The 14,024-nt window shown below is 69.8% G+C and carries 17 protein-coding genes; 6 read left to right on the forward strand and 11 right to left on the reverse strand.

Features of this window, described 5'->3' with window-relative positions:
• The first annotated feature begins 57 nt into the window (after positions 1–57).
• Together ACFVKT_RS05320 and ACFVKT_RS05325 are read left to right on the forward strand one after the other, a co-directional pair.
• Positions 58–513 carry a MerR family transcriptional regulator gene (locus ACFVKT_RS05320; RefSeq protein ID WP_385727681.1) on the forward strand — a complete coding sequence of 152 codons (456 nt, stop codon included), beginning with the start codon at positions 58–60 and terminating at the stop codon, positions 511–513.
• A 13-nt stretch (positions 514–526) separates the two neighbouring features.
• On the forward strand, positions 527–1,612 hold the full coding sequence (locus ACFVKT_RS05325; protein WP_385727682.1) for an SDR family oxidoreductase: 1,086 nt from the start codon (positions 527–529) through the stop codon (positions 1,610–1,612).
• 150 nt (positions 1,613–1,762) lie between these two features.
• Here the strand turns inward: ACFVKT_RS05325 and ACFVKT_RS05330 are convergent, their stop codons facing one another.
• From ACFVKT_RS05330 to ACFVKT_RS05340, 3 genes are read right to left on the reverse strand one after another with little or no spacing between them, the layout of a single operon-like run.
• Complete coding sequence (locus tag ACFVKT_RS05330; RefSeq protein WP_385727684.1) at positions 1,763–2,185, reverse strand: arsenate reductase ArsC; 423 nt, start codon at positions 2,183–2,185, stop codon at positions 1,763–1,765.
• Positions 2,182–2,937, reverse strand: coding sequence for an aquaporin (locus ACFVKT_RS05335; RefSeq protein ID WP_385727686.1), 756 nt, complete (start codon positions 2,935–2,937; stop codon positions 2,182–2,184). The genes ACFVKT_RS05330 and ACFVKT_RS05335 overlap by 4 nt, the downstream gene beginning before the upstream one ends.
• A complete protein-coding gene (locus tag ACFVKT_RS05340) occupies positions 2,934–3,308 on the reverse strand; it encodes an ArsR/SmtB family transcription factor (protein WP_385727688.1) in 375 nt (124 codons plus the stop codon). Before ACFVKT_RS05340 ends, ACFVKT_RS05335 begins: the two co-directional genes overlap by 4 nt.
• A 105-nt stretch (positions 3,309–3,413) precedes the next feature.
• On the opposite strand from ACFVKT_RS05340, the gene arsM reads away from it, so the two are divergent.
• Complete coding sequence (gene arsM, locus ACFVKT_RS05345) at positions 3,414–4,169, forward strand: arsenite methyltransferase (RefSeq protein ID WP_385727690.1); 756 nt, start codon at positions 3,414–3,416, stop codon at positions 4,167–4,169.
• Positions 4,170–4,287: 118 nt separating this feature from the next.
• On the opposite strand, the gene ACFVKT_RS05350 is transcribed toward arsM, so the two are convergent.
• Positions 4,288–5,109, reverse strand: a complete 822-nt coding sequence (locus ACFVKT_RS05350; protein ID WP_385727692.1) for an NmrA family NAD(P)-binding protein — start codon at positions 5,107–5,109, stop codon at positions 4,288–4,290.
• A gap of 87 nt (positions 5,110–5,196) precedes the next feature.
• Between ACFVKT_RS05350 and ACFVKT_RS05355 the strand changes: the two genes are divergently transcribed.
• Complete coding sequence (locus ACFVKT_RS05355; RefSeq protein WP_385727694.1) at positions 5,197–5,619, forward strand: winged helix-turn-helix transcriptional regulator; 423 nt, start codon at positions 5,197–5,199, stop codon at positions 5,617–5,619.
• Between the two features lie 17 nt (positions 5,620–5,636).
• Here ACFVKT_RS05355 and ACFVKT_RS05360 read toward each other — a convergent pair whose 3' ends face one another.
• The 6 genes from ACFVKT_RS05360 to ACFVKT_RS05385 all read right to left on the reverse strand — a co-directional run bounded on the left by ACFVKT_RS05360 (position 5,637) and on the right by ACFVKT_RS05385 (position 8,978).
• Complete coding sequence (locus tag ACFVKT_RS05360) at positions 5,637–6,482, reverse strand: alpha/beta fold hydrolase (protein ID WP_385727696.1); 846 nt, start codon at positions 6,480–6,482, stop codon at positions 5,637–5,639.
• A 298-nt stretch (positions 6,483–6,780) separates the two neighbouring features.
• The gene (locus ACFVKT_RS05365; protein WP_385727698.1) at positions 6,781–7,173 is read right to left on the reverse strand and encodes a fic family toxin-antitoxin system, toxin component; all 393 of its coding nucleotides are present in this window, start codon (positions 7,171–7,173) and stop codon (positions 6,781–6,783) included.
• Positions 7,170–7,466 carry a hypothetical protein gene (locus ACFVKT_RS05370; protein ID WP_385727700.1) on the reverse strand — a complete coding sequence of 99 codons (297 nt, stop codon included), beginning with the start codon at positions 7,464–7,466 and terminating at the stop codon, positions 7,170–7,172. Before ACFVKT_RS05370 ends, ACFVKT_RS05365 begins: the two co-directional genes overlap by 4 nt.
• A gap of 117 nt (positions 7,467–7,583) precedes the next feature.
• Complete coding sequence (locus ACFVKT_RS05375; RefSeq protein WP_385727702.1) at positions 7,584–7,820, reverse strand: hypothetical protein; 237 nt, start codon at positions 7,818–7,820, stop codon at positions 7,584–7,586.
• Positions 7,821–8,136: 316 nt separating this feature from the next.
• A complete protein-coding gene (locus ACFVKT_RS05380) occupies positions 8,137–8,658 on the reverse strand; it encodes a GNAT family N-acetyltransferase (RefSeq protein WP_385727704.1) in 522 nt (173 codons plus the stop codon).
• A 125-nt stretch (positions 8,659–8,783) separates the two neighbouring features.
• Positions 8,784–8,978, reverse strand: coding sequence for a molybdopterin-binding protein (locus ACFVKT_RS05385; RefSeq protein WP_385727706.1), 195 nt, complete (start codon positions 8,976–8,978; stop codon positions 8,784–8,786).
• A gap of 214 nt (positions 8,979–9,192) precedes the next feature.
• On the opposite strand from ACFVKT_RS05385, the gene ACFVKT_RS05390 reads away from it, so the two are divergent.
• On the forward strand, positions 9,193–9,669 hold the full coding sequence (locus ACFVKT_RS05390; RefSeq protein WP_385727708.1) for a molybdopterin-dependent oxidoreductase: 477 nt from the start codon (positions 9,193–9,195) through the stop codon (positions 9,667–9,669).
• Positions 9,670–9,728: 59 nt separating this feature from the next.
• Positions 9,729–9,932, forward strand: coding sequence for a hypothetical protein (locus tag ACFVKT_RS05395; protein ID WP_385727710.1), 204 nt, complete (start codon positions 9,729–9,731; stop codon positions 9,930–9,932).
• 78 nt (positions 9,933–10,010) lie between these two features.
• Here the strand turns inward: ACFVKT_RS05395 and ACFVKT_RS05400 are convergent, their stop codons facing one another.
• Positions 10,011–14,018: a molybdopterin-dependent oxidoreductase gene (locus tag ACFVKT_RS05400; protein ID WP_385728176.1), complete on the reverse strand. Its 4,008-nt coding sequence runs from the start codon at positions 14,016–14,018 to the stop codon at positions 10,011–10,013.
• Between the last annotated feature and the right edge of the window lie 6 nt (positions 14,019–14,024).

Raw genomic sequence — 14,024 nt, forward strand, 5'->3', positions numbered from 1 at the left:
GGGGGCACACATGCCTGAGCTTGACTTCAAGCGCTTCAAGTATCGGAGGCTTCCTGCATGGCAGCACGGACCGGAGGGCAGGCAGTGGGTCTGACCGTTCAGGAGATGGCGCGACGGTCGGGTTTCAGCGAGCCCACGCTGCGCTACTACGAGAAGATCGGCCTGCTGGGAGCCGTCGCCCGGGACGAGTCCAGCGGTCACCGCCGCTACGAGCCGGCCACCGTGGCCCGTGTCGAAGCACTGTCCTGCCTGCGTTCGTCGGGGATGACAGTCAGCGGGATGCGCCGCTACCTGGACCTGCTCGCCCAAGGACACTCCGCGGCGGCCGAGCAGCGGGATCTGTTTGCCGCACAGGCGGAAAAGCTGGCAGCCGACATCGAGCAGCTTCAACTACGCCTGACGTATCTGCGCCGAAAGGCGGAGATGTGGGACGCCCGTGTCCACGGGGACGCCGTCGCCGAGAACCGAGCCGCCGAAGCGATCACGCACGTAATGGAACAATTCGCACACTGAAGGACTGAACAGGATGGGCACAGAAGCAGAGAATGTTACCGCCTCCACTCCCGAAGGCGAGACGGTACTGGTCACGGGCGGCACCGGCTTTGTCGGCGGTCACATGGTCGCTGGGGTGCTGCGCGAGGGATACCGGGCTCGTGTGACGGTCCGCGAACTCGGACACGAGGCCCGCGTGCTGGCCGCACTTCAGCAGGCCGGCGTCGACCCGGCGGACCGGCTGGAGTTCGCTGTCGCCGACCTTGGCGCCGACGCGGGCTGGGTGGAAGCCATGGAGGGAGTCAGCCACGTACTGCACGTTGCGTCGCCCTTCCCGGTTGCTCCGCCCGAGACGGAGGACGAACTCATCCTCCCCGCCAGGGACGGTGCGTTGCGGGTCCTCTCCGCGGCCCGCAAGGCCGGGGTCCAGCGGGTCGTGATGACGTCCTCCTTCGCCGCGGTCGGGTACACGGCGAAGCCCGGCAACCACTACTCGGAGGCGGACTGGACCGACCCGGACACCGAGGGTCTGCCCGCGTACCACAAGTCGAAGGTCCTCGCGGAGCGTGCGGCCTGGGACTACGTTCACGACCACGGAGACATCGAGCTGGTGGTCCTCAACCCCACGGGTGTCTTCGGCCCGCCGCTGAGCGACCGGCCCTCCGGCTCACTCGGACTGGTCAGCCGCATGCTGACCGGCCAGATGCCCGTGGTGCCGATCATGTACTTCGGCGTGGTCGACGTACGCGACCTGGTGGACCTGCATCTGCGGGCCATGCTGCACCCGAAGGCGGCGGGCGAACGGTTTCTCGCCGTGAGCGGACCGTCGATCAGCCTGTTCGGCATCGCGCAGATCCTTCGCGAGCACTTCCCCTCCGCCGCCGGCCTACTGCCCTCCGCCGAACTGACCATCGAGCAGATGCGCGAGGCCGCGAAGACCGAGCCCGGCCTGCGGGAGGCCGCGGGTCTGCAGGGCCGCATCCCCGTCATCAGCAACGAGAAGGCCCGTTCGATGCTGGGTTGGGAGCCCCGGGACGTCACCGAGACGATCGTGGCGACCGCCGAGGGCCAGTTCCGACTGGGGCTGACCCTGCCCGAGAACGACAGCCACCTGTCGTGAACGGCAGGGTGGAATCGGCCCAGCTGACCACGGGTCGCACGCGCAGCACGACTCCGTGCTCTGCCTCGAAGGCGTGAGCGGCCGCCCGGTCGAGTGCCGTCTCGCACGCCGTCGCCTCCGCACGGAGACTGATCGTCGTGCGCGCGCCCGTCATGCCGTCGTCGGGATGCCGAGCTCGGTGAGCAGGCCCTGTACGCGGTGTTCGATCTCGTCCCGGATCGGGCGGACGGCGTCGACGCCCTGGCCGGCGGGGTCATCCAACTGCCAGTCGAGGTAGCGCTTGCCGGGGAAGACCGGGCAGGTGTCTCCGCAGCCCATGGTGATGACGACGTCGGATGCCTGGACCGCCTCGGTGGTGAGGATCTTCGGGGTCTCGGCGGAGATGTCGATGCCCTTCTCCTTCATCGCCGCAACGACGGCCGGGTTCACGGCGTCGGCGGGAACCGATCCGGCCGAGCGCACCTCGACCCGGTCGTGGGCGAGGTGGGTGAGGAATGCGGCGGCCATCTGGGAGCGCCCGGCGTTGTGGACGCAGACGAACAGCACGGAGGGACTCGGGGCTGCGGTGCTCATAGCGGGTTTCCTTGCAGAGGGGAGGCGGCGAGTTCGGGCTCGGTGTGCGGGACGACGACTTCGTCCCGCACGGACACGACACGTCCGTACACCACCGCCACTACGCCCAGCCCGAGCGCGGCACCGAGCAGTTGGGCTGCGATGAACGGGGCGACGGACACGGGGGAGATGCCGGCGAAGGTGTCGCTGAAAGCGCGGCCGACGGTCACCGCGGGGTTCGCGAAGGAGGTGGAGGAGGTGAACCAGTAGGCGGCTCCGATGTACGAGGCCACGGCGGCCGGAGCCATGGCGGCGCGGCCGATGCGCTCCAGGCCGAAGATGAGCAGGATCAGCCCGCCCGTGGCGACGACCTCGGCCAGCCACAGGTGCCCGGCATGGCGGTCGTGGGTGGAGAACGCCACCAGCGGCTTCGCGAACATGGCGTCGGCCAGAACCGCGCCGCCGATCGCCCCGGCAACCTGCGCGGGAACGTACGCGGCGACCTCGCGCAGAGTGGGGCCGGTGTTGCCACGACGGCCGGTGAACCAGGCGGCGAGGGTGACGGCCGGGTTGAAGTGCGCACCCGAGACCGGCCCGAGCAGCGTGATCAGCACGCCCAGGCCGAAGACGGTGGCGAGCGAGTTGGCCAGCAGTTGCACGCCCACGTCGTCCGACAGCTCGGTGGCCTGGATGCCCGAGCCGACGACCACCGCCACCAGAAGTCCCGTCCCCAGGGCTTCGGCGGCGACGCGGCGGCCGAGCGGCGCGCTCACGTACTCGCCCCGGCGGTCTGCGGCGTTGCCAGGAAGGCGGCGAGCTGGTCCAGGACGCCGGGCAGCACCCAGTAGTACACCCACGTGCCGCGGCGCTCGCAGTCGATGAGGCCGGCCTGCCGCAGCAGCTTGAGGTGGTGGGAGATCGTCGGCTGGGACAGCTCGAAGGCCGGGGTCAGCTCACAGACACACACCTCGCCGCGCTCCCCGCGCGAGGCGATCATCGACAGCAGCCGTAGCCGCACCGGGTCGCCCAGTGCCTTGAACACCTTCGCCAGCTCCCCGGCACGTTCCTCGTCCAGGGGTGCGGCACTCAGGCCCTCGCAGCAGGCGGCGTCCTGGCCGATCACCACAAGCTCTTGTTTCGACATGCGTCTATGTTGACGTCTTCCGATCCAAGGCGCAAGGTTGCATCAACGAACGTCAATACAAGCCGTTCCGGGGCGCCACCGTGCCCCGTCACCCAGGAGTGAGTCATGAGCGAACAGTCCACCGACCTGCGCGAAACCGTCCGTCGGCGATACGCCGCGGCGGCCGTTCAGGTCACCGAAGGCGGCACCGCCTGCTGCGGACCGCAGGCCGTGGAGGTCGACGAGAACTTCGGCTCCACCCTCTACGCCGCCGACGAACGCGACACCCTGCCCGCCGAGGCCGTGGCCGCCTCCCTCGGCTGCGGCAACCCCACCGCCGTGGCCGAACTCCGCGACGGCGAGCGCGTCCTCGACCTCGGTTCCGGCGGCGGCATCGACGTCCTGCTCTCCGCCCGCCGCGTCGGCCCCACCGGCAAGGCGTACGGCCTGGACATGACCGACGAGATGCTCGAACTCGCCCTGGCCAACGCCGAGAAGGCGGGCGCGACGAACGTGGAGTTCCTCAGGGGCACCATCGAGGCCATCCCGCTGCCCGGGAACTCCATCGACGTGGTCATCTCCAACTGCGTGATCAACCTGTCCACCGACAAGCCGGCCGTCTTCGCCGAGACCTTCCGCGTGCTCACGCCCGGCGGCCGGATCGGCGTATCCGACGTCGTCGCCGACGACGTTCTCGCTCCGGAGCAGCGTGCCGAGCGCGGCGACTACGTCGGCTGCATCGCCGGCGCGCTCTCCTTCGCCGAGTACCGCCAGGGCCTGGAAGCCGCCGGATTCACCGACGTCGAGATCACCCCGACCCACCCTGTGGCCGACGGCATGCACTCCGCGATCGTCCGCGCCACCAAGCCGGGGCCGGCGTGATGCAGGCAGCCCTTGGCCCGCAGTAGTGCGGGCCAACTGTCAGGTCCCGGTCGAACGCGTCCGCGCGCCACGATCGTCGGGAGCGCGCATGTCGGTGCCGGCTGCCTGACTGCTGCCGCTAGACGCCGGCCTTTGGTCTCGTCGCCGACGCGGCTGCGACGGCCACAGCCAGTGGGTCGCCGGCCGGTCGGTGAAGGAGGTCCGGGAGGTCGGTCGCCGTGCCGTCCAGGAAGCCGTGCCGGACGGCAGTGGCGATCGAGGCGAGCATCGGCGGCTGGAACGGCAGCAGTCCCGGTGTCTCGTCGAGGAGGCGGCGCCGGTACTCGCCCACGCTGATGGAGTGGTGCGGGACCCCCAGTCGGGCGGCCACCTGTCCCGCCGTGATCGACGTGCCGACGAGCTCGTAGACGCGTCCGTCGTGCGGTGTCGGATTCGCCGCAACGATCGCTGCCGCCTCGGCGAGATCCTCGCGTGCGACCGCGGCCAGCGCGCCGTCCCCGAACGCGGACTCCACACCTTGGTCGGACCACATCAGGAGACCGCCGAAGAGTTCGGCGTACAGGCCGTTGCGCAGGATCGTCCACGGCAGTCCGCTGCTCCGGACAAGGCGTTCGGTCGTACGGTGCGCGAGTGCGAAACCGAGGTGGTCACCGGCGCCGGTGAGGCTTGTGTAGACGACGTGCTGGACGCCGTCGCGGACGGCGGCGTCCAGGACCGCCGCGTGCCGCGCGACGACCTGGTCGTCCTCCGCGAAACCGGCGGAGATCAGCACCAGGGTCGATACGCCGGCGAGATCGAGACCTGCGGGGTCGTCGAAGTCGAGACGCCGCATCCCCTCGCCAGGCGTGCGGCTGCCGCCCGTCGCGGCGACGGCGCGAGCGTGAAGCGCCGCAAGAGTGGCCGCGCCGAGGTTTCCGTTCGCTCCGGTCACCAGAATCATGTCAGTCGCAATCTGCCGTTGTGGTTCTCATCGGTAACTACGCTTGATCCTTGACCGCACGTCCACGAGCCACAAGAAGGCAGTCTGATGTCACTCACGCACACCGGGGTAACCACCACCCCCGCCGACCTCGACCCCTGCGGACGCGAGGACCACCCCGACTGCGGCATCCGCGACGTCCTGGACCGCATCGGGGACAAGTGGTCGGTACTCGTGATCGTTGAACTCGCGAGCGGGCCACGCCGGTTCCGCGAACTGCAGCGCGCCGTCGACGGCATCTCGCAGCGCATGCTCACCCTCACGGTACGGAGGCTCGAACGCGACGGCCTCGTACTGCGCACGGTCTATCCGACCGTCCCGGCCCAGGTCGACTACCGCCTGACCGAGACCGGAGCCGGCCTGACCCACTTGGTCAAGGCACTCGCCGACTGGTCCCTCGCCCACCGTGCCGGCATCGCCGAGGCGCGGCACGCGTACGACGAGACCCACCCCGACCACGACATCCGCTGACGCGAACGGCCAACTCGTCAAGTCTTGGCGGTATGTTCGAGGATCGCCGGGACGATCGTCGGCCAGTCGGCTCGCTCGACCCCGTGGCCGGCGTTCCGCAGCGCCAATAGCGTGCCGCCGGGAATCTGTTGTGCGAGTGCCTCCCCATGCCCGAGCGGGAACATCGGGTCGGCGGTTCCGTGGATCACCAGTGTGGGCACGGTGATCGATGACAGCGGGGCTTGTGGCGGTGCGTCGTCCGTCAGCAGGTCGTGGTTGCGGACGGCGGCGAAGTCGTGCGCGCGCTCGACGTCACGACGTACAAGACTGCGGGCAGCACCTTCATCGAATGGGCGTTGCCCTCCTGAGAGAACGACCGCGTAGGCGACCAGGTAGTCGATCACCGACCCGGCATCCGACCACTCGACCTGCGCGGATGACACGAACCGCATGAACTCCTCGGTCGGCGGAGGAAGTTCACGGTCGTCGGGCACGGCGGAGGACGTACTGATCAGGACGAGGGAGAGAACGCGATCGGCGTGTTCGAGCGCGAGCAGTTGCGCCAACGCTCCTCCGGCCGATACCCCCACGACGTGAGCAGCCGAGATCTCACAGGCGTCGAGGACGCGGGTGGCGTCTGTAACCAGGTCCGCTGCGGTGTACTCGGGACGGCCCGGCTCGTAGGTCACCGATCGCCCGGTGTCGCGGTGGTCGTACCTGATCACGAACTTCCCGCCCCCGGCGAGCATCCGGCAGAAGCCCTCCTCCCACCAGAGCATCGAAGCCCCCGTGCCCATGATGAGCAGAACGGGCGGATCCGACGGGTCGCCGAAGGACTCGGTGCACAGCTCAATGCCGTCCACCTCGATCAGGGACTCGGTCATCGCTGCGTCTCCTCTCCCAGCCGATTGTGCCCATCCGTCGAGGTATAGGCCACGCGGACAACCAGTCAAAGAGTCTGCGCTGTGGCTGCTGTGGCTGCTGTGGCTGCTGTGGCTGCTGTGGTGACCCCGGCCCCCGTCATGACATCGGAGCTGCTCAAGGGCCGGTGGCGATTCGTCACCTAAGGTCACGGACAGGCCGCCGACCGCCTCCAGGACTTCGCCCGGCGCAACGCCCGCGCATGGACCGTCGGGTTGGTCAAGTGAGCACGTACATACACGCCTTGGGCGCGGGATGCCGTCAGGAAGTGGCCCAGTTACGCAGCTGGCGGGCGATCTGGCCCACGCCGACGGTGGCGGCAGCGGCGTCGCGGACCAGCGCTACCGCGTCCTTCGGCCGGTAGGTGAGCCGGTGTCCGTTGAGCGCGAGGTAGGCCTCGCAGGAGTGCCAGGCGAAGGCCTCGTTGGAGTGCTCCAGGGCGGGCAGCCTCACCAGCGTCTGCAGCAGGGACGCGGCCTTGAGATACAGGGAGCCGTAGACGTCGCGTTCCATCGCCCGGGCGTTGGCGCGGGCGACGGCGGCGTACAGCGGGCCGTAGTCGTCGACCTGAGGGTCGCCGTCGAGGAGTCCGGCTGCGTGCAGCAGGAACGGCACATCGAGGGGGTGGGGCTGTTGCGGGGCGGGCTGGCTCACGCGGCGTGGCCCTGCTCGTCCGCCGGCAGTTCCCGGCGGGCCTGCTGCTCGGCCGCCCGCTGCTCGGGAGCGGGGTCGGAGCTGCTGGGCTCGTGGGCGAACGCCTGCCCGCTGCGCTCCATCGAGTCCTTGAAAGCGGCGAGGAAGCGGTCCTCGACCGCGGTCGCGCGCGCGTATGCGGCGGAGAGGATGTACTCCTGCATGCTGACTCCGGCCTGCTGCGCGGCGGCCGCGATGGCGGCCTGCTGCTCAGGATCGCGGAAGCGCAGGCTCATCGCCTTGGAATTCGACATGGTATCTACGGTATCAGTGGTATCACTCGATGCCCAGGGTGATGCTTCCGCCTCGGACACCGGCCATGTCCCCGACTGGCGTCGTGCAGGTAGCCGGCGCAGGGGGTCGGTGGAGGCTCATGGGGAGCGGATGCGGGCCGACACCCACGGGACGCTACGGCCGGTGGCCGCTGCCAGCTCCCGACGGGTGGCACCCCCGGCGGTCCGCTCACTCGGCCACGCCCTGATGTTCCGGGCGCCTACGCGCTCAGCGGCGGCCCGGTCGTCGAGCTGTACGCGTGCCTGCCGCCCGGCGGCGGAGTTCTGCCCGGAGGGGCGGACCTCGATGCCGTGTTCGACCAGGAGACGTCCCAACCTGCCCTTTCCGACGGCGAGGACGTGCGCGGTGTCCTCGACGCGTTCTGCCCATCGACGTACAGCGTCCGCAGTGCCTGCCCGAGGTCCGTGAATCCCCCGGCGCGCAGCGCGGCCGTCGAGCGGTCCTCGGCGACCCGGGCCTGAGTGCGCGGCCGACGGTGAGGCTCTCCCGGCGTACCGCCGCGACACGCCATCGGTCCTCGGACCAATGCCTGATCGGCGGGGAGCTTCTCCTGCTGTCAGCGCGCATTTGGCAGTTGCGTATTAGCCGCCGGGTCGGCTTCGGACGCGTGCCCTTCCACCTGGCATGCGCTCAGAGGTCCCTTCGCATGAGAACGCACATCGTCTCGTGGCGGCGGACCAACCCGTCAGGTCCTTCCTCGTCCCAGGCATCGGGCTCGCGGCCGTACGCGACGTACCCCAGACGCTCGTACAGGGCGCGAGCGCGAGGGTTGTTCTCCTCCACGGCGAGTTCGGCCCTGCGCAGGCCGCGGTCGCTGATCCTCCGCTCGGCGGCGCGGACCAGCAGCGTTCCCAGCCCGCGGGACTGGATCGCCGGAAGCACGGCGAACTGCCACAACTTTCCGGCTTCCTCGGAAACCTGGTAATCGATACCGCCGATGGCCACCGGCAGATCCACAGAGGTGCATACAGCCAGGTAGTCCACCTCGCCGGCCGCAGCGCGCGCCAACTCCCGCTCTATTTGCCGCAGATGGGTGGCCGAGCCCGACCAGGTGCAAGCGGGCAGGTCTCGGGGCAGCAGGTCGCGCACGCTGACGGGTATGACGAGGGTGGCATCGGTGGATTCGTCTGCGGTGTTCACGGCTGTGAGCATGCCGACCTGCGCAATGCCAAGGCAATGCATTTCGCCGGGCTGGGGGACCAAACCGGTCGTACGTGATGGCAGCTCGGTCCGTCATCAGGGGAGCTGAGTCGCGCGGACCAGGCCCCCGTCCCCGATCAGACAACCGCGAGGGGGACTTCGGTCGACTTGATCAGGGCGACGACCGAGGAGCCCGCGGTGAGGCCGAGGTCGGTGACGGCGTCCTTGGTGAGCGCGGACGTCAACTCGCCACCCGAGACCGTGACCTTGACGGAGGCCATGGCGTCCCCCGTGGCGACATCGGCGACCGTGCCGGGCAGCTGATTGCGCATGCTCAGGCTCATGGGGAAAACCCCTGCCGCTCCGAATGTTGCTGTGGCCGGGCTCCCGGACCCGTCAGCTGCGCGTACGGGATGGGCGTACCGCAGATGCAATGGATAATCCCCCTCCTGCATCGCATGAGCCGGATGTTTGCCGAGCAGAGATAGGTATGTGCGTTTGTGCGGGAACGTTTCCCGGGTACCGTCATTCAGGAGGTGATAGCCGGTGGATCAGTCCCTCGTTGAATCGGTCGCCGATCCGGTGGCGGAGCTCGCCTTGACCGGCGACCTCGCGCGCCCGGCCCGTCTGACGGTGCCCGACCTGCTCGCCTGGCCCCAGCACCGCGTGCGGGTCAGCTTCGAGTGCGCCACCAGCGGTACCCAGCACCACCGCTTCGCGGGACCGTTGCTGCACGACGTGCTGTCCGACGCGGGTCCCGTGTTCGACCCCGCCCGACGCAAGGACCGCCTGCGCTTCCTCATCGCCGTGTCCGGCATGGACGGCCACCACGCCCTCCTGTCCTGGGCCGAGATCGACCCCGACTTCGGCCGGGCCCCGGTCCTGCTCGCCGCCAGCATCGACGGCACGCCGCTCGACCGGGCCGGCCCCCAACTGGTCCTGCCCCAGGACCGCTGCGGCGCCCGGCACATCAGCGGCATCAACGCGATACGGGTCGACGGCCGCTACACGTCCTGGACGTAGCTCCTGGACGTAGTTCTCCCAGACTTGGATGGCATCGGCGGATCTTGAGGGGGTCGGTGGTGGCTGCTCTGGTGGTGCAGCCCATGCCGGTGGAGGGTCCGTACGCGATCGGCGCCGCGCTGGAGGCGGCCGGGCGGGAGACGTGGGTGTGCCGCGTGTGGGCCGGATACGTACTGCCGTCCGACCTGTCGGCCGGCTGGGACCTGGTCTGTTATGAGGACGCCCAACAACACTTCCTGGCCCGTGCCGTACGCGTCGACTGATGCCAACTGGCGTCCGCATCGCCGGCGGCCACCGAGCCGCGTTCCCGCACGGCGCTGCCCGCGCCGACGCACAACTGATCAGTACACGTCCCGGACATACCGCCTGTCGGCGGCGAGCTGCTTGACGTATGCGGCCGCCCCGTCCTCGCCGAGACCGCCATGGGCGGTGACGATGTCGCGCAGGGCCTGGTCGACGTCCTTGGCCATGCGGGAGGCGTCGCCGCAGACGTAGAGGTGGGCGCCGTCCTGGAGCCAGGACCACAGCAGCGGACCGTGTTCGCGGATCCGGTCCTGGACGTAGACCTTGGCCCGTTGGTCGCGGGAGAAGGCGGTGTCCAGGCGGGTGAGGGTGCCGTCGGAGAGAAAGGCGGTCAGCTCGTCCTCGTAGTAGAAGTCGGTGGCCCGGTGCTGTTCGCCGAAGAAGAGCCAGTTGGGCGCGCGGTGGCCGAGGGCGCGGCGCTCATGGAGGAAGCCGACGAAGGGGGCGACCCCGGTGCCGGGGCCGATCATCACCATCGGGGTGGCGGGGTCGGCAGGCGGCCGGAATCTCGGCGAGGGCTGGACGAAGACCGGCACCGGTGTGCCGGCGGCGGCGTCGGCGAGGAAGGGCGAGCAGACGCCTTGGCGCGGTCGTCCGTCCGGGTTCTCGTACCGGACGACGGAGACCGTCAGTGAGACGAGGTGGGGGTCGGCGAGAGGGCTCGACGATATGGAGTAGAGGCGGGGCTGGAGCGGATTCAGCACCTCGGCCCACTCCTGGGCCGTCGCGCGAACGGACTGCTCGGCGATGACGTCGACCGCCTGGCGGCCCCAGGACCACTTGGCCAGTTCGTCCCTGTTGTCGGGGCGCAGCAGCTTCTTCAGTACGCGGTCGTGGGTGCGTTCGGCGACGAAGCGCAGTAGGTCGGGGGTGATTCGGGTGATGTCCAGATGCCGGTGCAGTGCCTCGCGGAGGAGGACCGCGCCGGTGCCGTTCAGATCCACGGCGGTCTCCGGGTGGAGACCGGTGGTGGCCAGCCATTCGGTGACGAGATCCGGGGAGTTGACGGGGCGTACGCCGAGGGCGTCCCCGACCTCGTAGCGGAGCGGTGTCTCGCTGTCGCGGGTGTCGAAGCTGAAGCGCCGCACCTCTTTGCCGGCACCGGGCCGGCTGAGGAGCTGGTTGCCGGTGAGACGGGCGGTGACGGGAGCGGGCCTTCGCGGTCGGGGAGTGGACGATGTGGCAGGCGCTGTGGGCGTTTCCGGGGCATCGGTCAGGGAAGTGAGGACCTGGTCGAGCCAAGCCGTGGCCGAGGGCTCGTAGTCGGGCTCGCAGTCCGTTCGCGGGGCCAGACGCACCGCGCCCAGTTCGTCGAGGCGCCGGTCGAGACGGCGGCCGTGGCCGCAGAAGTCGTCGTAGGAGGAGTCACCGAACGCGAGGACCGCGTACCGCACGCCCTCCAGGCGGGGCGTGTCGGGAGCGGTCAGGGCGGCCCAGAAGCCGGAGCCGTTGTCGGGGGCGTCCCCGTCGCCGAAGGTGCTGGTGATCAACAGGATGTCGGCGCCGGCCGGCAGCTTCCCGGGGTGGGCATCGTCCATGTCGACGAGGGTGGCCTTGTGCCCGTCGGTGATGAGCCGGTCGGCGACAGCCGCCGCGAACTCCGCGGCGTTTCCGGTCTGCGAGGCCCACAGGACGACAACGTCCCGTACGGGTGCGGCGGGCGCTACGGGGACGGCCCGCGAGTACATCCCGGCCAGCACACCGTTCACCCACAGCGCGTGCTCGGGGCTGAAGGGTGCGCCCGGCGGCAGCACCGGCACGCCAGGGGCGCCTGATTCGATCCCGGCGAGGAAGCCGATCAGGTACTGGCGCTCGTGCTCGGCCAGCACGGGCGGCGGCGCGGGCGCGAGCCCGAACCCGCCCACGAGCCCGCCCGGTGTGGCCGCACCCGCAGGAGCCCGACCCACCGCGGCACCGAGACGCGCGCCGCCCGCGACCGCTGGAAGTACCGCCACGGACACCGGAGTTGCCACCTTCGTCAGCGACACCGCGCTCACCTTGAACCCCGGCTGGAAGGAGAGCGGGTCGACGGCGTCGCTGGTGACGGCGTTGACGCTCAGGTACTCGCCGAACAGGTCGTTCCAGTGGAAGGGCGCGAAACAACAGCCGGGCTGTACCCGGTCGGTCACCACGGCGGGCAGCACCGCCCGTCCGCGCCGCGAGGCGACCTCCACCGAGTCACCGTCGGCGATGCCGAGCGCGCCGGCGTCGTCGGGATGCAGTTCCACGAAGGGCCCGGGGTTGAGCCTGTTGAGCTTGGCGACCTTTCCCGTTTTCGTCAGGGTGTGCCACTGGTGCTGCAACCGCCCGGTGTTCAGGACGTACGGATAGTCCTCGTCGGGCATCTCGGCGGTGGGGATGTGCGGGCGGGCGTGGAACACCGCCCGGCCGCTCGCCGTGGGGAAGCGCATGCCGGTCGCCACGTCCAGATACCGGATGGGATTGCGGTCGGGCCCGTCCTCGCTCGCCGCCGGCCACTGCACGGAGGTGGACCGAAGGCGTTCGTAGGTCACGCCCCGCAGGTCGTAGCCGGTCTTCGGGTTCCAGGCGCGCTTGATCTCCTCGAAGACCTCCTCCGCGCTGCCGTACGAGAATCCCTCCTCGTACCCCATCTCGCGGGCGACGGCGGCGATGATCCGCCAGTCCGCCATCGCTTCGCCGGGCGGTTCCACGGCGGGCTGCGCGAGGGTGAGGTTCCGCTCGCTGTTGATGAGGACGCCCTCGGTCTCGGTCCACAGCGCTCCGGGCAGTACGACATCCGCGTACGCGTTCGTCTCCGTCTCGGCGAAGACGTCCTGGGCGACGACGAACTCGGCCCTCTCCAGGGCCTCGATGACGGTTTTGCGGTTGGCCACGGAGGCGACGGGGTTGGTGCAGATGATCCAGCACGCCTTGATGTCGCCGTCGGCCATCTTCTGGAACATTTCGACGGTGCCCCTGCCGACCCCGTCCTTGCGGACCGTGCCCGGGGGCAGTTCCCACAACTCCTCGACGAAGGCGCGCTCCGCGTCCACCAGCACCGACCGCTGGCCGGGCAGTCCGGGACCCATGTAGCCCATCTCCCGGCCGCCCATGGCGTTGGGCTGCCCGGTCAGCGAGAACGGACCGCTGCCGGGGCGGCAGATGGCCCCCGTCGCCAGATGCAGATTGAGCAGGGCGTTGGTGTTCCAGGTGCCGTGCGTGGACTGGTTGAGGCCCATCGTCCAGCAGCTCATCCACTCCCCGGCCTCGCCGATGAGCCGCGCCGCCTCGCGGATGTCGTGCTCCGGGATCCCGGTGATCTCGGCGACCAGATGAGGCGGGTAGTCGGCCAGGAACTCCGGCAACGCCTCCCAGCCCTCGGTGTGCGCGGCGATGAACTCGGGGTCGGTGTGTCCGTTCTCGTACAGCAGGTGGAGCAGGCCGTTGAGCAGTGCCAGGTCCGTCCCGGGCCGGACCGGCAGGAACAGGTCCGCCTTGTCGGCGGTCGCGCTGCGGCGCGGGTCGACGACGATCAGCTTGGCGCCGCCCGACTTGACCCGGTCCATCATGCGGAGGAAGAGGATGGGGTGGCAGTCGGCCATGTTGGAGCCGATGACGAGGAAGACATCCGCCTGCTCGAAGTCCTGGTACGAGCCGGGCGGGCCGTCCGCGCCGAGCGACAGCTTGTAGCCGGTGCCCGCGCTGGCCATGCACAGCCGCGAGTTCGACTCGATCTGGTTGGTGCGTACGAACCCCTTGGCCAGCTTGTTCGCCAGGTACTGGGCCTCCAGGCTCATCTGTCCGGAGACGTAGAAGGCGAACGCGTCGGGCCCGTGCTCGTCGATCACCGCCCGCAGCCGCCGCGCCGTCTCGGCGATCGCCGCGTTCAACGGGGCCGCCGCGGCCTCCGCCCCGCGTTCGGCGCGCACCAGCGCGGTGGTCAGCCGTCCGGGGGCGGCGAGCATGTCGGCCGTGGTGGCGCCCTTGGTGCACAGGCGCCCGAAGTTCGCGGGGTGCGCCTTGTCGCCGGACGCCTTGAGGACCGTACGACGCCCCTCGGGACCCATCCCGACATCGAGGACCATCCCGCA

The sequence above is a fragment of the Streptomyces sp. NPDC127595 genome (assembly GCF_042671685.1).
GTDB lineage: Bacteria > Actinomycetota > Actinomycetes > Streptomycetales > Streptomycetaceae > Streptomyces.